At 75.3% G+C, this 17,991-nt stretch carries 16 protein-coding genes; 12 read left to right on the forward strand and 4 right to left on the reverse strand.

Annotation, left to right across the window (positions count from 1 at the left end; genetic code table 11):
- Nucleotides 1-42 precede the first annotated feature (42 nt).
- Nucleotides 43-231 (forward strand): RICIN domain-containing protein, encoded by a 189-nt coding sequence (locus tag Q5694_RS09275; RefSeq protein WP_443040835.1) that lies wholly within the window; start codon nucleotides 43-45, stop codon nucleotides 229-231.
- 91 nt (nucleotides 232-322) lie between these two features.
- Here Q5694_RS09275 and Q5694_RS09280 read toward each other — a convergent pair whose 3' ends face one another.
- Both Q5694_RS09280 and Q5694_RS09285 read right to left on the reverse strand, forming a co-directional pair.
- Nucleotides 323-1,756 (reverse strand): DEAD/DEAH box helicase, encoded by a 1,434-nt coding sequence (locus tag Q5694_RS09280; RefSeq protein ID WP_333932039.1) that lies wholly within the window; start codon nucleotides 1,754-1,756, stop codon nucleotides 323-325.
- Between the two features lie 151 nt (nucleotides 1,757-1,907).
- Nucleotides 1,908-2,111: a cold-shock protein gene (locus Q5694_RS09285; RefSeq protein WP_003991681.1), complete on the reverse strand. Its 204-nt coding sequence runs from the start codon at nucleotides 2,109-2,111 to the stop codon at nucleotides 1,908-1,910.
- 348 nt (nucleotides 2,112-2,459) lie between these two features.
- Between Q5694_RS09285 and Q5694_RS09290 the strand changes: the two genes are divergently transcribed.
- From Q5694_RS09290 to Q5694_RS09300, 3 genes are all read left to right on the forward strand, one after another.
- Entirely contained in the window at nucleotides 2,460-4,670 is a 2,211-nt protein-coding gene (locus Q5694_RS09290; RefSeq protein WP_333932043.1) for an MMPL family transporter, read from the forward strand.
- A 324-nt stretch (nucleotides 4,671-4,994) separates the two neighbouring features.
- The gene (locus Q5694_RS09295) at nucleotides 4,995-6,233 is read left to right on the forward strand and encodes a sensor histidine kinase (protein ID WP_333932044.1); all 1,239 of its coding nucleotides are present in this window, start codon (nucleotides 4,995-4,997) and stop codon (nucleotides 6,231-6,233) included.
- Complete coding sequence (locus Q5694_RS09300; RefSeq protein ID WP_333932045.1) at nucleotides 6,230-6,907, forward strand: response regulator transcription factor; 678 nt, start codon at nucleotides 6,230-6,232, stop codon at nucleotides 6,905-6,907. Before Q5694_RS09295 ends, Q5694_RS09300 begins: the two co-directional genes overlap by 4 nt.
- 108 nt (nucleotides 6,908-7,015) lie before the next feature.
- On the opposite strand, the gene Q5694_RS09305 is transcribed toward Q5694_RS09300, so the two are convergent.
- A complete protein-coding gene (locus tag Q5694_RS09305) occupies nucleotides 7,016-7,708 on the reverse strand; it encodes an SRPBCC family protein (protein ID WP_333932046.1) in 693 nt (230 codons plus the stop codon).
- A gap of 81 nt (nucleotides 7,709-7,789) precedes the next feature.
- A complete protein-coding gene (locus Q5694_RS09310; protein ID WP_333932047.1) occupies nucleotides 7,790-8,824 on the reverse strand; it encodes a medium chain dehydrogenase/reductase family protein in 1,035 nt (344 codons plus the stop codon).
- 100 nt (nucleotides 8,825-8,924) lie between these two features.
- On the opposite strand from Q5694_RS09310, the gene Q5694_RS09315 reads away from it, so the two are divergent.
- The 8 genes from Q5694_RS09315 to cobM all read left to right on the forward strand — a co-directional run bounded on the left by Q5694_RS09315 (nucleotide 8,925) and on the right by cobM (nucleotide 17,930).
- Nucleotides 8,925-9,599 (forward strand): TetR/AcrR family transcriptional regulator, encoded by a 675-nt coding sequence (locus tag Q5694_RS09315; RefSeq protein WP_333932048.1) that lies wholly within the window; start codon nucleotides 8,925-8,927, stop codon nucleotides 9,597-9,599.
- Nucleotides 9,600-9,758: 159 nt separating this feature from the next.
- Entirely contained in the window at nucleotides 9,759-10,271 is a 513-nt protein-coding gene (locus Q5694_RS09320) for a hypothetical protein (RefSeq protein ID WP_333932049.1), read from the forward strand.
- Nucleotides 10,272-10,469: 198 nt separating this feature from the next.
- Nucleotides 10,470-11,966: an SPFH domain-containing protein gene (locus Q5694_RS09325; protein ID WP_333932050.1), complete on the forward strand. Its 1,497-nt coding sequence runs from the start codon at nucleotides 10,470-10,472 to the stop codon at nucleotides 11,964-11,966.
- Between the two features lie 712 nt (nucleotides 11,967-12,678).
- The gene (locus Q5694_RS09330) at nucleotides 12,679-14,061 is read left to right on the forward strand and encodes a cation:proton antiporter (protein WP_333932051.1); all 1,383 of its coding nucleotides are present in this window, start codon (nucleotides 12,679-12,681) and stop codon (nucleotides 14,059-14,061) included.
- The gene (locus Q5694_RS09335) at nucleotides 14,048-15,151 is read left to right on the forward strand and encodes a PucR family transcriptional regulator (RefSeq protein ID WP_333932052.1); all 1,104 of its coding nucleotides are present in this window, start codon (nucleotides 14,048-14,050) and stop codon (nucleotides 15,149-15,151) included. The genes Q5694_RS09330 and Q5694_RS09335 overlap by 14 nt, the downstream gene beginning before the upstream one ends.
- A 182-nt stretch (nucleotides 15,152-15,333) precedes the next feature.
- Nucleotides 15,334-15,777 carry a hypothetical protein gene (locus tag Q5694_RS09340; protein WP_333932053.1) on the forward strand — a complete coding sequence of 148 codons (444 nt, stop codon included), beginning with the start codon at nucleotides 15,334-15,336 and terminating at the stop codon, nucleotides 15,775-15,777.
- Nucleotides 15,778-15,907: 130 nt separating this feature from the next.
- Entirely contained in the window at nucleotides 15,908-17,149 is a 1,242-nt protein-coding gene (cbiE, locus tag Q5694_RS09345; RefSeq protein WP_443040836.1) for a precorrin-6y C5,15-methyltransferase (decarboxylating) subunit CbiE, read from the forward strand.
- 31 nt (nucleotides 17,150-17,180) lie between these two features.
- Complete coding sequence (gene cobM, locus Q5694_RS09350; RefSeq protein WP_333932054.1) at nucleotides 17,181-17,930, forward strand: precorrin-4 C(11)-methyltransferase; 750 nt, start codon at nucleotides 17,181-17,183, stop codon at nucleotides 17,928-17,930.
- Nucleotides 17,931-17,991: the final 61 nt, after the last annotated feature.

The raw sequence follows: 17,991 nt of genomic DNA on the forward strand, positions 1-17,991 counted from the left end.
CGTGCACGCCCTCCGGGCGGGCGGGTGCTCGTGCGGGGGCTGGTGGCAGGCTCCGGCCGGCGGATCACGTCGACCACCGGCGACGGCACCTGGACCGTCGTCGACGCCGCGACCGGCCAGCTGCCCGACGTCTCGGGCCAGTCCACGGCCGACGGCGCACCGGTCGGCGTGTGGCAGCCCGACTCGGGCTCCGACCAGCGTCGGCGGGTGACGGACGTGACGGGCGGCTGACCCGAGGCCGGGCCGGGCCCTGGTGTGCGGCCGGGTGCCGCTTCCCTGAGCGGCCCGGGCTCCCGGGCCGCTCACCGCCCGGGGCCCGGTCTCAGCGGCGCCGGCGGCGGGACGCCCCGCTGCGCCGGGCGCCCTGGGCGGAGCCGGTGCGGGCGGGGCGGTCCGCCGCGGGCGGCGGGGTGAGGACGACCGGCACGCCGGACGGCTCCCGCGCGCCGGTGATGCGGCTCAGCTCGCCCTCGTCCGCGCGGACCCGGGTGACCTGCGGGGTGATGCCCGCGTCGGCCATCAGCCGGTTCATCTCGCGCCGCTGGTGCGGCAGGACCAGCGTCACGACGGTGCCGGACTCGCCGGCCCGGGCCGTACGCCCGCCGCGGTGCAGGTAGTCCTTGTGGTCGCCGGGCGGATCCACGTTGACCACGAGGTCCAGGTTGTCGACGTGGATGCCGCGCGCCGCCACGTTGGTCGCCACCAGGACCGTGACGTGTCCGTCCTTGAAGCGCTCCAGGGTCTTGGTGCGCTGGGACTGGGTCTTGCCGCCGTGCAGCGCCGAGGCGCGCACGCCGACCGCCAGCAGCTTCTTCGCCAGCCGGTCGGCGGCGTGCTTGGTGTCCAGGAACATGATCACCCGGCCGTCACGGGCGGCGATCCGGGTCGTCGTGGCGTGCTTGTCGTCGTCCTCCACGTGCAGCAGGTGGTGCTCCATCGTGCTGACCGCGCCCGCGGACGGGTCGACCGAGTGCACCACCGGGTCGTGCAGGTACGTGCAAACCAGTTTGTCGACGTTGCGGTCCAGCGTGGCCGAGAACAGCATCCGCTGCCCCCCGGGGAGCACCTGGTCGAGCAGTGCGGTGACCTGTGGCATGAAGCCCATGTCGGTCATCTGGTCGGCCTCGTCCAGCACGGTCACGCCGACCTGGTCCAGCCGGCAGTCACCCCGGTCCAGGAGGTCCTTGAGGCGGCCGGGTGTCGCGACGACGACCTCGGCGCCGGAACGCAGGGCGTGCGCCTGCCGGCCGATCGACAGCCCGCCGACCACCGTGGCGAGCCGGATGCGCAGCGCGCGGGCGAACGGGGTGAGGGCGTCGGTGACCTGCTGGGCCAGTTCCCGCGTGGGCACCAGCACCAGCGCCAGCGGCTGCCGGGGCTCGGCGCGCCTGCCGTCGATCCGGGCCAGCAGGGCGAGGCCGAAGGCGAGGGTCTTGCCCGAGCCGGTGCGGCCGCGGCCGAGGACGTCCCGGCCGGCCAGCGAGTTCGGCAGGGTCGCCGCCTGGATCGGGAACGGCGCCGTCATGCCCTCGGCGGCCAGCGCGGTGAGCAGCGGCGCGGGCAGGTCGAGATCGGCGAACGCCTCGACGGCCGGGAGCGCGGGGGTGACGGTGACGGGCGCGGCGAACTCGCGGCCGCCGGCCGGGCGGCGGCCGCCGCCGGAGCGCGGCGCGGGGGCGCGGCCCGCGTTCTTGCGGGTGCGGTTCCCGTGGTCGCGGGCGCGGGTGGGGTTGTTCCTGCGAGCGGTGCGGTCCATGGGGGGAGCCTTCCTCGATGCGGCACGTATCGGGGAATGCACGACGGCCCCGGAGGACCGCGGATTCGCAAGAGCGAGCCGGAACGGACGGAAACGAACCGGGGCCCGCACCGCAGGGGTGCGGGCCCCGGTCAGGGCATGCGCGTCAGCGTCAGGCGGGAACGATGTTCTCGGCCTGCGGGCCCTTCTGGCCCTGCGTGACGTCGAAGGTCACCTTCTGGCCTTCCTGGAGCTCACGGAAGCCCGAGGTGGCGATGTTCGAGTAGTGGGCGAAGACGTCGGGGCCGCCGCCCTCCTGCTCGATGAAGCCGAAGCCCTTTTCCGAGTTGAACCACTTCACGGTGCCGGTAGCCATATGAATCTCCCTTGAGGGGCAGTACTCAGGGCCCGCACCTTGCGGGCCCGTAGTCGCCGAAATGATCACCCTGTGGAGAGATCCGAAAATCCTCGGAAACAAAAAGAGTGCTCGTCGACGAAGGTCGAAAGAGCACTCGAAGTCTCTGGGAACCAAAACTGCAACGTCATCGACGGTAGCACAGGCGTCGGCGCACGGCCCGGGTTTGTCGTACCCGAGGCTGATTCTCACCCCCGTCCCTACTGCGTTTCGAGTACCGCGGATTGTCGGCAGCCGCACGACGACGGGACGGCAGCGGAACGGACACGCTGGGCGGACGATCGACACCGGATGTGGAGACCTTCTGCCGTGGCTGAATTCCTGTATCGCGTGGGCCGTCTGGCCTTCCGGCGACGCTGGTCCGTCGTCCTGGTCTGGGCGGCCGTCCTGGCCGCCGTGGGGCTGGGCGCCCTGAAGGCGCCGGGACCCGCCGACGAGGAGTTCTCGATGCCCGGCATCGAGTCCCAGGAGGCGTTCGACCTGATGGAGGAGCGCTTCCCGGGCACCACCGCCGACAGCGCGACCGCGCGGGTGGTGTTCATCGCACCGGACGGGGAGAAGGTGACCGCCGCCGCGCACCGGCAGGCCGTCGAGAAGGCCGTGCGGGACCTCGGCGACGGCACCCAGGTCGCGAGCGCCGCCGACCCGTTCCGGGCGAAGACGGTCAGCCGGGACGGCTCGACCGCCTTCGCGACCGTCACCTACGAGGTCGGGGTGAGCGATCTCACCGACGCCAGCCGCACCCGGCTGGAGGAGGCCGTCGAGCGGGCCCGGGACTCGGGGCTGACCGTGGAGGCCGGCGGCAACGCTCTGGCGAGCGAGGGCGGGCCGGGCGGCTCGGCGGAGGTGATCGGCGTCGCCATCGCCGCCGTCGTGCTCCTCGTCACCTTCGGCTCCCTGGCCGCCGCCGGGCTGCCGCTGCTGACCGCCGTCGCGGGTGTCGGCGTCAGCATGGCCACGATCCTCGCCCTGTCCGGCGCCCTCGGCCTGTCCACCACGACCGGCACCCTGGCGATGATGCTGGGCCTGGCCGTCGGCATCGACTACGCCCTGTTCGTCGTCTCCCGCTACCGCGAGGAACGCGCCCGGGGACGCACCCCGCGGGAGGCCACCGCCATCGCCGTCGGGACGGCCGGGTCCGCCGTCGTGTTCGCCGGTCTGACCGTCGTCATCGCCCTGGCCGGGCTGGCCGTGGTCGGCATCCCGATGCTCACCCGGATGGGACTGGCCGCAGCAGGTGCGGTGGTCGTCGGCGTGCTGGTCGCCCTGACCCTGGTCCCCGCGTTCCTGGGCCTGTGGCCCGACGCCGTGCTGAGCCGGCGGGCCCGCCGCAGCGGCCGGATCGAGCAGGGCGGCCGGGCCGACGGCGGCGCCCGCTGGGCCTCCTTCGTCCTGCGCCGGCCGATACCCGTGCTGCTCCTCGGCGTCGTGGGCCTCGGCGCGCTCGCCCTGCCCGCGGCCGACCTGCAGCTCGGCATGCCCGGCGACGAGGCCAAGCCCACCTCGGCCACCGAGCGCCGGGCCTACGACGCGCTCGCCGAGGGCTTCGGGCCGGGCTTCAACGGGCCGCTGACCGTCGTCGTGGACGGCCGGGGCGCCGCCGACCCCAAGGGCGCCGCCGCCCGGGTCGCCCGGGAGATCGGCGCCACCGAGGGCGTCGTGACGGTCTCGCCGGCCCGGTTCGACGAGACGGGGGAGACCGCCGTCTTCTCGGTCGTGCCCGCCACCGCACCGACCGACGAGAAGACCGAGAATCTGGTGACGGCGATCCGGGACGAGCGCCCCGGCATCGAGTCCGCCACCGGCGCGAGCTACGAGATCACCGGCACCACCGCCATGAACATCGACATCGCGGCGAAGGTGCAGGCGGCGCTGGTGCCGTACCTGGTGGTCGTGGTCGGGCTGGCGATCGTGCTGCTGATGGTGGTCTTCCGGTCCCTGCTCGTCCCGCTGAAGGCGGCGGTGGGCTTCCTGCTGTCGGTGCTGGCCTCCCTCGGCGCGGTCGTCGTGGTCTTCCAGCAGGGGCACGGTGCGGAACTCCTCGGCGTGGAGCAGACCGGCCCGATCATGAGCCTGATGCCGATCTTCCTGGTGGGCATCGTCTTCGGCCTGGCGATGGACTACGAGGTGTTCCTCGTCTCGCGGATGCGGGAGGCCCACGTGCACGGCGCGTCGCCCGCCCGGGCCGTCACGACCGGCTTCCGGCACAGCGCCCGGGTGGTGGTGGCTGCGGCCCTCATCATGATCGCGGTGTTCGCCGGGTTCGTCGGCGAGAGCGACTCCATGATCAAGATGATCGGCTTCGGGCTCGCCTCGGCCGTCCTGTTCGACGCGTTCGTGGTCCGCATGGCGATCGTGCCGGCCGTTCTGGCCCTGCTCGGCGACAAGGCGTGGTGGCTGCCGGCGTGGCTGGACCGGATGCTGCCCCGCGTGGACGTCGAGGGCGAGGCGCTCGGCCGGGCCGCGGACACCGGCCCGGCCCCGGACAGCGCGCCGGACCCGGAACCGGCCCGCACCTGAGGCCCTCCCTCGGGCCCTTCCCCGGGACCTCCCGGGGCCTTCCCCGGGCCCTTCCGGGTCCTTCCCGGCCCCTTCCGGGTCCTGCCCCGGCCCCTTCCGGGTCCTTCTCGGGGTCCTTCCGGGTCCTTCCCCGGCCCTTCCCGGGGCTCTTCCGGGCCCTCCCCGGGGCCCTTCCGGGCCCTTCCCGGGGCTCTTCCGGGCCGTTCCCGGGGGCACGTCTCGGAGCCCCCGGGCCGCCCGTGGTGAAGGGCACGGGCGGCCCCGCGGGCGGCTCCGCCCGCAGTCGCGCACGATGGTCGTCGGTCCACCCACCCGGAGAACCCCATGATCCTCACCCCGGAACGGCGCTACGCGGATCGCCTCGGCGAGTTCACCGGCCGCCACGCCTTCCTCGTCGACCTGACGACGGTGCTCGCGCTGCTGGGCTGCGCCGCGTTCGGCGGTTCGCTCACCCTGCCGGGCACCGACCCGCCGGACCGGGACGAGGCCGCCACCGTCCTGATGGTCGTCTCCTGCCTCACCCTGCTAAGGCACCGCGCCTACCCGCGCACCGGCGTCGTCGTCACCACGCTGTGCACGGTCGTCGGGGTCACCTTCGGCTACCTGGTCACCCCGCTGCTGCTGGCGCCGGTCATGGCGGCGCTCTACTGGCTGGCCGCCTCCACCGACCCGCGGACCACGCGCGCGTACGGCGTCACCACCATCGTCGCGGTGATCGTCGCCGCGGTGTTCACCGACTCCATGAACCACCTGTCGCTGCTGCTGCGGACCATCGGCCCGTTCTTCTGGCTGATGCTGCCCCTGGCCGCCGGGCGGGGCACCCAGGTGCGGCGGGCCTACCTCGCGGCCGTGCACGCCCGGGCCGAGCACGCCGAGCGCACCCGGGAGGAGGAGGCCCGGCTGCGGGTCACCGAGGAGCGGGTGCGCATCGCCCGGGAGCTGCACGACGTCGTCGCCCACCACATGGCCCTGGCCAACGCCCAGGCCGGCACGGCCGCGCACCTGGCCCTCACCCACCCCGAGCAGACCCGGAAGATCCTCACCGACCTGACCGGTACGACGTCCTCCGCGCTGCGGGAGCTGAAGGCCGCCCTCGGCCTGCTGCGGGACGACGGCGAGACGTCCGGGCCGGCGGGGCTGGAGCCGTCGCCGGGCCTGTCCCGGCTGCCCGAGCTGGTCTCCGCGTACGAGTCGGCGGGGCTGCGCGTCACCGTCACCACCGACGGCGAGCCGCAGCCGCTGTCCCCGGGCGTGGACCTGACGGCGTACCGGATCGTGCAGGAGGCTCTCACCAACGTCAGCAAGCACGCCGCGGACGACGCCGCCCACGTCTGCCTCGCCTACACCGGCTCCCGCCTGCTGATCACCGTCACCAACGAGGGCGCCGGGAAGCCGGAGGCCGGCACGGGACGCGGCTTCGGCCTGGTGGGGATGCGCGAACGCGCCCAGTCCTTCGGCGGCGAGCTGTGCGCCGGACCCCGCCCCCAGGGCGGCTTCGAGGTGACCACCGCGCTGCCGCTGTCACCCGCCGCCCCCCTCGTGGAAGGAACCACCACCGCATGAGCATCAGGGTGCTGCTCGCCGACGACCAGGCCCTGCTGCGGGCCACCTTCCGGATCCTCATCGACTCCTGCGCCGACATGGAGGTGGTCGCCGAGGCCTCCGACGGGGCCGAGGCGGTCGAGCTGACCCGGACCCACCGCCCGGACATCGTCCTGATGGACATCCGCATGCCCGGCACCGACGGCCTGACGGCGACCTCCGTGCTGTGCGCGGACCCGGAACTGTCGGCGACCCGCGTCCTCATCCTGACCACCTTCGAGACCGAGGACTACGTCGCCCAGGCCCTGCGCGCCGGGGCCAGTGGCTTCCTCGGCAAGGACGTCACCGCCGACACCCTGCTGAGCGGCCTGCGCACGGTCGCCTCCGGCGAGGCCCTCCTGTCGCCCGGCGCGACCCGTTCCCTGATCACGCGCTTCCTCACCGCCCCCGCCCCCGGCACCCAGCTGGCGCCCCCCGAGCGCCTCGCCGACCTGACCACGCGCGAACGGGAGGTGATGGCCCTGGCCGCGGAGGGACGGTCCAACGCCGAGATCGCCGACGACCTGACCGTCAGCCCGCTGACCGTACGCACCCACATCCACCGCGCCATGACGAAACTCGGCGCCCGCGACCGCGCCCAGCTGGTCGTCATCGCCTACCAGACGGGCCTGGTCCGGGCGGCACCCCCGGCGTGAGACCCCCGGCCTCCGCTCACGCAGGAAAAACGGGCGGGCGGCCGGCCGCGGCCACCACGCACCGGTCACGGCCGGCGAAGCGGAACGGCGACCCGGCGCGAGGCCGGTTCACGTCCCGGTACCGGGCGCAGAAGAGGTAGGGGTCCGGAGCCGGCCGGCCGGTGGGCGGCCGTCGGTGCGGGCCTCGGCGGTCGTCCTGAGGTCGTGCAGCCACGCGTCGAGTCCCGCATCGAGGGCCCGCGTCGCGGTCGGGACGTCCGCTTCGGCCTGCGCGCCGGTCCAGGTCTCCGCGGTGTGGACGCGCACACCGCCGCGCACCTCGCGGAACGTCCACAGGTGCACGCCCTCGTCGATGTGCGGGCCCTCTCCTGTCGCCGGTCCGCTCCACAGCAGGCAGTCGTGGTGGCGCAGTCGGCGCACGGTGGAGGTGATGCCCAGGGTGGTGGCCGGTGCCGCGGGGGTGGCGGGTGCCGGTGTCGTCCAGTGGAACCGGGAGCCCTCGCGCAGCCGTCCCGGGTCCAGGCGTTCGGCGGAGAGGACCGGCGGCTGCCAGGCCGGCCAGCGCTCCACGTCGGTCTGCAGCTCCCAGAGCGTGCTCAGCGGCGCGTCGACGACGACCTCGGACTCGTAGCGGACGAGGGCGTGCCGGTCGACGCCCTGCCCGGCGCACCGGGATGGGGGCGGGCGGGTGTCGTGGGCCGCGCGGGCGGGCGGGACGGTCGTGGCGAGGACGCCGGCCAGGGTGAGGGCGAGCGCGGCGGCGCGCAGCGGCCGGGCGGTGACGGGCTTGGCGGCGGGCATGGTGCCGGGGGTCCTCTCGTCGTGGCGTTCGCGCGCGTCGTTCGCGCCGGTCGTTCGCGCGGGCCTGGGGGGCGGTGCGCGCTACGGGATGAGGACGACCTTTCCGGCGACCGTGCCGGACTCGGCCAGCCGCAGGGCCTCGGCGGCCTGCTCCAGGGGCAGCCGCGCGGCGACACGGGCACTGACCTCGCCGCGTCCCAGGGCGGCGAGGACCTGGGTGAGGTCGGCGTGCAGCCGGGCGCGGAAGCGGCCGCGGGACAGGGCCCGCCCGGCCCAGACGTTGTAGAAGTACGCGCGACGGCGGTTCGGCAGCGCGTTCCACAGCCACACCCGGCCCAGCAGCTTCAGCACGGGCCACTGCTTGAGCCCCTCGGCGTCGCGGGTGGAAGCGGTGCCGTAGGAGACGAGCGTGCCGCCGGGGGCGAGGAGCCGCCAGGAGTCGACGATGCCGCGGCCGCCGACGTGGTCGAAGACGGCGTCGGCCCCGTGGGGTGCCAGGGCGCGGATCCGGGCGGCGAGGTCGTCGGCGCGGTAGTCGACGGGCACGACGCCCTGGGCGCGCAGGGCCTCGTGGTGGCGGGCGGACGCCGTGCCGATCACGCGGGCCCCCGCCGCCAGGGCGAGCTGGACCAGCACGGAGCCGACGCCGCCGTTCGCCCCGAGCACCACGACGGTGTGCCCGGGACGTACGCGGGCCTTGCGGTGCAGCATCTGCCACGCCGTGACGCCGTTGAGGACCAGGGTCTCGGCCTCCGCCGCCCCGACCCCGTCGGGCACCGGCACCGCGTCGGCCGCGTCGACCACGACGTGGCTCGCCCAGCCGCCGACCTTGACCAGGGCGGCGACCCGGGTGCCGGCCAGCGCCGGATCGACGCCCTCGCCGGTGGTCGAGACGGTGCCGACGAGGTCGTAGCCCGGCACGAACGGGAACGGTGGCTGGTCGTAGTAGCGGCCGCGCCGCATCTGCTGCTCGGCGAAGGAGACGCCGGTGGCCTCCGTGCGGATCACCACCTGCCCGGGGCCGGGAACGGGCACGGGGCCGCGCCGCGTGGTCAGTCCCTCCGGTTCGACCTTGCCCGGCAGGACGATCTCGACGAGTTCCCCGGTGCGGTTCATGACGGCCTCCGTACGGCTCAGCTACTGGTTCTTCTGTTAGTTATAGGTTGTAACCCACCGCCGGAGTGAGTGTCAATAACGTCAGTGATAACCTCTAACCATGACGGAGGCAGAGAAGGGCGCGACGCCCCGCGAGCGGTACCGCGCCCAGGTCCGGGCGGAGATCAAGCAGCGCGCGTGGGAGCAGATCGCCACGGCGGGGGCGTCCGCGCTCTCCCTGAACGCGATCGCCAAGCAGATGGGCATGAGCGGCCCGGCGCTGTACCGCTACTTCGGGGGCCGGGACGAGCTGATCACCGAACTCGTCCGGGACGCGTACCGCAGCCTCGCGGACACGATGGGCGCGGCCGCCGCCGACGGGCGCGCCGACGTGACCGTCCTCGCGCACGCCCTGCGCGAGTGGGCCCTGGCGGACCCGCAGCGCTACTTCCTCGTCTACGGCACGCCGATCCCCGGCTACCACGCGCCCGACGACATCACGGCGATCGCGTCGGAGGTGATGGCCACCCTGCTGGACGCCTGCGCGAAGCTGCCGGCGGGCGGCCCGCAGACCGCCATCGCCGCCCACCTCGCCGGCCACCGCGACTGGGCCCGCGACCACCCCGCCCCGCCCGCGGTCCTCCACCGCGCCCTGACCTTCTGGACCCGCCTGCACGGCGTCCTGTCCCTCGAACTGGCGGGCCACTTCACCGGCATGGGCTTCGCCCCGGCCCGGCTCTACGAGGCCGAACTCGCCGCCCTCACGAACGGGACCCCGTCCGGCGGCACCGCCTGACCCGGCCGGGGCAGGACGTCGGGGCGGTGAGCCCGGCGGCAGGAAAGGCGGCGGGAACGTTGCCGGGATCGGGCAATGTCCGCCGCCGTCCCGGCGTGTGAGCATGCGTTCACCACGGGGGAGCGGGGCAGGGACCGCACGGGGAGGCGGTGAGAACGCATGGCCTGGTTTCTGGGTCTCGGTATCACGGGGGTCGTCCTCCTCGTGCTGTCCCTGCTCCTGGACGGCGTGCTCGAGGGAGTCCTCAGCGCCGTCGACGCCTTCGACGCACTGGACGGGCTGCTGTCGCTGCCGGTCGTCGCCGCCTTCGTCTCGATGTTCGGCTTCTCCGGGGCGATCGCGCTGGAGACGACCGGGTGGGGCGTGGCCGGTGCGATCGGAGCCGGCGTACCGGCCGGTGCCGTCACGGGCTGGTTCGCCTACCGCCTCGGGCGGGCGCTGACGGACGACCGGTCCGGCGCGGCACCGCGCGACGAGGACCTGGTCGGCCTCGCCGGGTCGGTCGTGACCTCCATCCCGGCCGGGGGATACGGCGAGGTGCTGGTCCGGCTGTCCGGCCTGCCGGTGAAACTCGCGGCCAGAAGCGAGGTGCCGGTGGCCCGCGGCGCCGAGGTCTGGGTCGAGCAGGCCCTGTCGTCCACGGCGGTGTCCGTGCGCGTCGTCGAGCGGTAGACCGGGCCGGTCGACCGCGCCGCGGGCCGGCGCTCCCGGTCCTCACGCCGGGCGGGCTGTCCGGCGCGACCGCCCCGAGGTGCGGGCCGCGCCGCCCTGCCGTGACGCGCCGCGGCCCGCCGGGAGCGCACCCGTGGGCCCCACCGCCCACCGCCCATCACCATCACCGTCCTCACGGGCGGGCCGAAGGGACTTGGAATGAGTTCTGTCGTCATAGCCGCAGCGGGGGTCGTCGTCCTCCTCGTCCTCGTCGCCCTGGTCGTCGTCGGCCGGTACAAGGTCGCCGGTCCCAGCGAGGCGTTCATCGTCACCGGGCGGCGCGGCAAGAAGGCCACCGATCCGGAGACCGGACGGGTCTTCACCGACAACAGCGGCCAGAAGGTCGTGGTCGGCGGCGGGGTCTTCGTCGTGCCGTTCGTGCAGCAGAAGTTCACCCTCGACCCGTCCTCCCGGCACATCCCCGTCGCCGTGCGCGGCGCGGTCACGCTGCGCGGGGTGAAGGCCAACCTGGAAGGCGTCGCCATCGTCAAGGTCGGCGGCAGCGAGGACTCCATCCGGGCCGCCGCCCAGCGGTTCCTGATGCAGCAGGACGGCATCGTCGGCTTCACCCAGGAAGTGCTGTCCGGCGCCCTGCGCGCGATCGTGGGCCGGATGGCGGTGGAGGACATCATCCGCGACCGGGCCGCCTTCGCCGGGCAGGTCGCCGAGGAGGCCGAGGCCAGCCTGTCGGGGCAGGGCCTGGTGCTGGACGCCTTCCAGATCCAGGACATCACCACCGAGGGCTCCTACCTGGAGGACCTCGGCCGGCCCGAGGCGGCCCGGGCCAGGCAGGAGGCCGACATCGCCGAGGCGGTCGCCCGGCGCGCCGCCGAACAGGCCCGGCTGAAGGCCGAGGAGGAGATCGCCGTCGCGCAGCGGACGTTCTCCCTCAAGCAGGCCGAGATCAAGGCCGAGACCGACGAGGCCGCGGCCCGCGCCGCCGCAGCCGGCCCCCTCGCCGAGGCCGCCCGGCAGCAGGAGATCCTCGCCGAGCAGGAGAAGGTCGCCGAGCGGCAGGCCGCGCTGACCGACCGGCAGCTCGACACCCAGGTCCGCAAGCCCGCCGACGCCCAGCGCTACGCCGCCGAGCAGGAGGCCGAGGCCCGGCGGGTGGCCCGGGTCAAGCAGGCCGAGGCCGAGCGGCTGGCCCAGATCGCCGCGGCCCAGGCGGAGGCCGAGCGCGCCCGGCTCACCGGTGAGGGCGAGAAGCAGCGCCGCAGCGCGCTGGCCGAGGCCCAGGCGGTCGAGGGTCTCAAGCAGGGCGAGGCCGAGAGGTCCCGGCGCGCGGCGATCGCGGAGGCCGTCCGGCTGGAGGGCGAGGCCGAGGCGGCGGCGACCGGCGCGAAGGGCGCGGCGGAGGCCGAGGCGATGCGCAAGAAGGCCGACGCCTTCGCGCAGTACGGTGACGCGGCCGTCCTGCAGATGCTGGTGGAGGTGCTGCCGCAGGTGGTGGCCAAGGCGTCCGAACCGCTCAGCGCCGTGGACAAGATGACCGTCATCTCCACGGACGGCGCGAGCCGGTTGTCGCGCACGGTCGCCGACAACGTGGCGCAAGGCATGGAGCTGCTCGGCTCCACGACGGGCGTCGACCTCGCCGAACTGCTCCAGGGCGTCACCCGGAGGGTCAACGGCAGCGCCGAGGCGGTCTCCGGCTGACCCGCGGCCGGCGGCCGGGTGTGGGCCGGGGTGCCGTACCGGCGGCCGCGGAGCCGGGCAGGGCAGGCGCCTCTTCCTCCCGCCCGGCACCGGCGTCCGTCCGGCCCGCCCCGCCCACCTGGCAGAACACGTGAACGATCACCGTGCGTTGACGTGCGCTAGGATTCCGTCACGAGCCTCGTGCTCCGTCGAGCGCCGCCGCGCACAGTCGCCCGGGCGCTCGTCCGTTCGTCGGGACGTGGTCGCCCGGTCCCGGGCAGGCTGATGAGGGGGCGTGACATGGGTCGTGTGATGCGCGTACGCGTCCACAACGCCGCCCGTGACGGCGTTCCTGATACCGACCGGGCCGTGTGACGGTCCTCTCCGGCTCCCGGCGCGCACCCCGGCGATGACGGCCGTGGCCGAGCGCCCGGCCCACTGAACGGCACGGCCCGGCGCCGCTCCTCCGGCTCCACGGGCCGGCCCACGGCCGGGACCCCGCCGGCCGTCACATCCGTCGCCCGGCTCACCGCCACCGCTCACCCGCCGCCCACCGGCCCGCCGTTCCCGACCGCGGCCGCGGCCGCCGGCCGTACCACCGGCCTCGCAGCCGCAGCCGCAGCCGCAACCGCAGCCGCACCGCGGTGGGGTGCGAGACGGCCCGGCCCCGCGCCCGGCCGTCGCCGCCCGCCCCGGCACAGACGCCGCAGACCATCACGGAGGTCAGACGCCCGTGCACGACACCACCGCCATGCTCATCGAACTCGGGGCCATCATCCTCGCCCTGGGCCTGCTCGGACGCCTCGCCGGACGCGTGGGCTTCTCTCCCATACCCCTGTACCTGCTGGCCGGGCTCGCCTTCGGCCAGGGCGGCATCCTGCCGTTGCGGGCCAGCGAGGAGTTCGTCGCCACCGGCGCCGAGATCGGCGTCATCCTCCTGCTGCTCCTGCTCGGCCTGGAGTACAGCGCCTCCGAGCTCGTCACGACCCTGAAGACGCAGTACCCGTCCGGAGCCGTCGACTTCGTCCTCAACGCCGCCCCGGGCGCCGCCATGGCGCTCCTGCTGGGCTGGGGACCGGTGGCCGCCGTCGCCCTGGCGGGCGTCACCTGGATCTCCTCCTCCGGCGTCATCGCCAAGGTGCTCGGCGACCTGCGCCGGCTCGGCAACCGCGAGACACCGGTCGTCCTCGGCGTGCTCGTCCTGGAGGACCTGGCCATGGCGGTCTACCTGCCGATCCTCACCGCCCTGCTCGCCGGGGTGAGCCTGGCGGGCGGCGCGGTCACCCTGCTGATCTCGCTGGGCACCGTGGGCGCCGTCCTCTACGTGGCGCTGCGTCACGGCCGCCTGGTCAGCCGCGCGGTCTCCTCCGACAACGCCGAGATGCTGCTGCTGGCCGTCCTCGGTCTGACCCTCCTCGTGGCCGGCATCGCGCAGCAGTTGCAGGTCTCCGCCGCCGTCGGCGCGTTCCTGGTGGGCATCGCCCTGTCCGGCGAGGTCGCCGAGGGCGCCAGCAGTCTCCTCACCCCGCTGCGGGACCTGTTCGCCGCGGTGTTCTTCGTCTTCTTCGGCCTGCACACCGACCCCGGCGACATCCCGCCCGTGCTGGCGCCGGCCCTCGCGCTCGCCGTCGTCACCACCCTGACGAAGGTCGCCACCGGCTACTGGGCCGCCCGCCGCGCGGGCGTCTCGGCGCGGGGCCGCTGGCGGGCGGGCGGCACCCTCGTCGCCCGCGGGGAGTTCTCCATCGTCATCGCCGGGCTCGCCGTCGGCGCCGAACCGCGCGTCGGCCCCCTGGCCACCGCCTACGTCCTGATCCTGGTGATCCTCGGACCGCTCACCGCCCGCTGGACGGAACCCGTCGCCCTGCGCCTGACCCGCCGACGCCCGGCCCCCGGAGCCGGCGTCCCGGACGCCACCGCCGGACCCGCCCGGCAGGCCGCACCCGCGGAGACGGCCGGGGAGGGCGCGGAGACCGGCCCGGCCCGCACCACCGACGTGAAGGCCCCAGCCGCCGGACCGGGCGAGCAGGGCCGGGCCGCAGCCGCCGGGCCCGGCGAACAGGGCGCCACCACCCCTCCCGCGCCCGTCCAGGAGGTCGCGCATGCGCACCGCTGACGCCGGGCGGCAGGAACTCGCCGCGACCGCCGAGGTGTTCCTCGACGGTTTCGAGGAGATCCTGACCGACGCCTGCGCCACCGGGCGGCGCCTGACCCGCGACGAGATCGAGTCGCGCCGGACGCTCGGCGCCCGGGCGGCCGAGGCCGGACACGGCTGGCGGGCCCTGGTGCGCGCCCACCTCGCCGTCGGCCGCGCCCGCCGTCCCGCGGGCGCCGACCCGGACAGCGTCCTGGCCGTCGTCGAACAGGCGGTGGACGCCTTCGCCGACGGCTACGAACGCGCGCAGCGCCTCGTCGTACGCAGGGAGGAGGCCGCCCGGCGCGAGTTCATCGACGACCTGCTGCACGGGCGCGGCGACCCGGGCCAACTGGCCGCGCGCTCGGAGCGGTTCGGGCTGCGCCTGTCCCGCGCCCACGCCGTCGCCGTGGCCGAGGCGCCGGAGCCCTGCGACGAGACCGACCCCGTCGCCCGGCAGGTCGCGGGCGAGCTGTTCGCACGGTTCGAGAACCGCCGCATCCTGTTCACCACCAAGGACGGGCGGATGGTGTGCATCGCCCCCGGCGACCGGGAGGACGTCCTCACCCACTTCGCCCGGCTCGTGCACGCCGTCACCGGCGCCGGGCAGGTCGCCCTGGGCCGGCCGCGCAAGGGCGCGGTCGGCATCGGCCACAGTTACGAAGAAGCCCTCAACGCTCTGGACGTCGCCCAGCGCATGGGCTTCGACGACCCGCTGCTGCGCGCCGCCGACCTGCTGGTCTTCCCCGTCCTGGCCCGGGACCGGCAGGCCCTGATGGACCTGGTCCAGCACACGCTCGGGCCGCTGGAGCAGGCCCGCGGCGGCGCACGTCCGCTGCTCGACACCCTCACCGCGTACTTCGACTCCGGGTGCGTGGCCGCCGCGGCCGCCCGGCAGCTGTCGCTGAGCGTGCGCGCGCTGACGTACCGGCTGGAGCGCGTCCACAGCCTGACCGGCAGCGACCCCACCGACCCCGACCACCGCTACACCCTGCAGACGGCCGTCCTCGGGGCCCGGCTGCTCGACTGGCCGGCCAGGGAGCTGTACACCGGCGCGGTTCCCGAGGCATGACGGCGGGGCGGACACCGGGCGCGGGAGGCCGTGCCGCCGAAGGCACCCGGCTGGCCGGTTCGGCCGTTCCGCCCGGCACGGCGTGCTGGCACCCTGGCGAGCACCCGGGGTCCGGCCGCCCGCGCCGGCCGGACGGGCCGGGGGACAATTCCCGTCCAGGAGCACCGGAAGGGAGTACCGGCATGATCGAGTGGAAGCCGCTGGGGGCCGGAGCCAGACCCGTGCCGCAGCCCGTGGCCACCCCGCTGGTCTGGGTCGGGGCGGGCGTCGGCGCCCTGCTGCTGGTGGCCGTCCTGAACACGGTGGCCGGGCCGGGCCGTCCGGAACTCGCCCTGGCCGCGCTGTCCCTGCTCGCCGCGGTGCTGGGCCTGTGCGCCCGCTTCACGGCCGCCCCGGGCACGGCCGTCCTGTGCTGGCTGTTCCTCAACGGGTTCGCCATCCCGCCCGCCGGGGTCCTCACCTGGACCGGGCACCGGGACACCCCCTGGCTGGTCTGCCTGCTCACCGCGGCCCTCGTCGGCACGGGCCTGGCCCGTCTCGTGCACGCCCGGGCCGCCTACCGCCGCCTGGCCCCCGCTCGCCCCGGGCCGGGCGGCCGCGGCACGGACGGCCCGTACGACACCTGAGACCGCCCGGGGCACGCGGCGGGCGGCGGGTTCCGCACGGGGCCGTACAGGGCGCACCCGAGCGCGGGAGCGCAGGCCACCGCCCCGTAAAGTGCCCGGAGTCGTCCCCCGAGCCCCGAGGAACCGAGCCGTGACCCGCGAACGCCCCGCCGACCCCGCCGCGCCGGCCACCGTGACCGTCGTCGGAATCGGCGCCGACGGCTGGGCGGGGCTCCCGGACGGCTCCCGTGCCGTCCTCCTCGACGCCGAGGTCCTCCTCGGCGGCCCCCGCCAGCTCGACCTGCTGCCGCCCGAGTGCGCCGGCGAACGCGTCGCCTGGCCCTCGCCGCTGCGCCCGGCCGTCCCCGGCCTGCTCGCCGCGCACGCCGGCCGCAGGATCGCCGTACTGGCCAGCGGTGACCCCATGTTCCACGGCATCGGACGCACCCTCACCGAGGTGCACGGGCCCGTCCGTGTGCTGCCGCACCCGTCCTCGGTCTCCCACGCCTGCGCCCGGCTCGGCTGGCCCGTCGAGGACACCGAGGTCGTCACCCTGGTGGGCCGCCCGGCGGCCCGGCTCGCCGCCGCCCTGCACGAGGGGCGGCGGATCCTCGTCCTGAGCGCCGGCGCGGACACCCCCGCCGAGGTCGCCGCCCTGCTGCGGGACCGCGGCTTCGGGCCCAGCCGCCTGCGGGTGCTGGAGCAGCTCGGCGGACCGGGGGAGCAGACGAGCGGCACCGTCACCGCCGACGGCTTCTCCCGCCCGCCCGGCGACCCCCTCAACATCGTCGCCGTGGAGTGCCGCCGTGCCCCGGACGCCCCGCGCCTGGGCGCCGTGCCGGGCCTGCCGGACGAGGCGTACGAGCACGACGGGCAGCTCACCAAGCGGCACGTGCGGGCCGTCACCCTCGGCGTCCTCGCCCCCGCCCCCGGCGAGCTGCTGTGGGACGTCGGCGGCGGGTCGGGCTCCATCGCCGTCGAGTGGATGCGCACCCACCCCTCCTGCCGGGCGGTCAGCGTGGAGCGCGACCCGGTGCGGGCCGCGCGCATCGGGCGCAACGCCGAGCGCCTCGGCGTGCCCGGTCTGCGGGTCGTCACCGGTGCCGCCCCGGACGCACTGGCCGAACTGCCGCCCCCCGACGCGGTGTTCATCGGCGGCGGGCTCACCGCGCCCGGGCTCCTCGACACCTGCTGGGCGGCCCTGCCCGCCGGCGGGCGGCTCGTCGCCAACACCGTGACGCTGGAGTCGGAGGCGCTGCTCGCGGACGCCTGCCGGCGCCACGGCGGCGAGCTGGTGCGGCTCGCCGTGTCCCACGCGGTGCCCGTGGGCGGCTTCACCGGGTGGCGGCAGGCGATGCCGGTGACCCAGTGGGCCGTGCGCAAGGACGCGTAGGAACCCTCCGACCCCATCCAGGAGCAGACAGATGACCGTGTACTTCATCGGTGCCGGGCCCGGCGCCGCCGACCTGATCACGGTGCGCGGCGCCCGGACGCTCGCCGCCTGCCGGGTCTGCCTGTACGCGGGCAGCCTGGTGCCGCGCGAACTGCTGGCCGAGTGCCCGCCCGGCGCGCGGCTGGTGGACACCGCGCGGCTCGACCTGGACCAGATCACCGCCGAGCTGGTGCGCGCCCACGAGGAGGGCCACGACGTGGCCCGGCTGCACTCCGGGGACCCGTCGGTGTTCAGCGCGGTCGCCGAGCAGATGCGGCGGCTGGACGCGGCGGGAGTCCCCTACGAGGTGGTGCCCGGCGTGCCGGCCTTCGCCGCCGCCGCGGCGGCACTGAAGCGGGAGCTGACGGTGCCGACCGTCGGCCAGACCGTCATCCTCACCAGGATCGCGCAGCAGGCCACCGCCATGCCCGAGGGCGAGGACCTGGCCACCCTCGGCCGCAGCGGCGCGCTCATCGTGCTGCACCTGGCCGTCCGGTACGTGGACCGCGTCGTGGAGGAACTGCTCCCGCACTACGGCGCCGACTGCCCCGCCGCCGTCGTCGCCTACGCCTCCCGCCCCGAGGAGCTGGTCCTGCGCGGCACGCTCGACGGGATCGCGGAGCAGGTGAAGGAGGCCGGGGTGCTGCGCACGGCCGTCATCATGGTGGGCCGCACCCTGGGCGCGGAGCACTTCCGCGACAGCCACCTGTACTCACCGGACCGCGACCGCCACACCTGCTGAGACACCCGTCGCCGGTTTCCCGCGGGGTTCGGGACCGGCTGAAGCGGGGGCGGGACCGGCC

The sequence above is a fragment of the Streptomyces sp. AHA2 genome, from assembly GCF_036857595.1.
Taxonomy (GTDB): Bacteria; Actinomycetota; Actinomycetes; order Streptomycetales; family Streptomycetaceae; genus Streptomyces.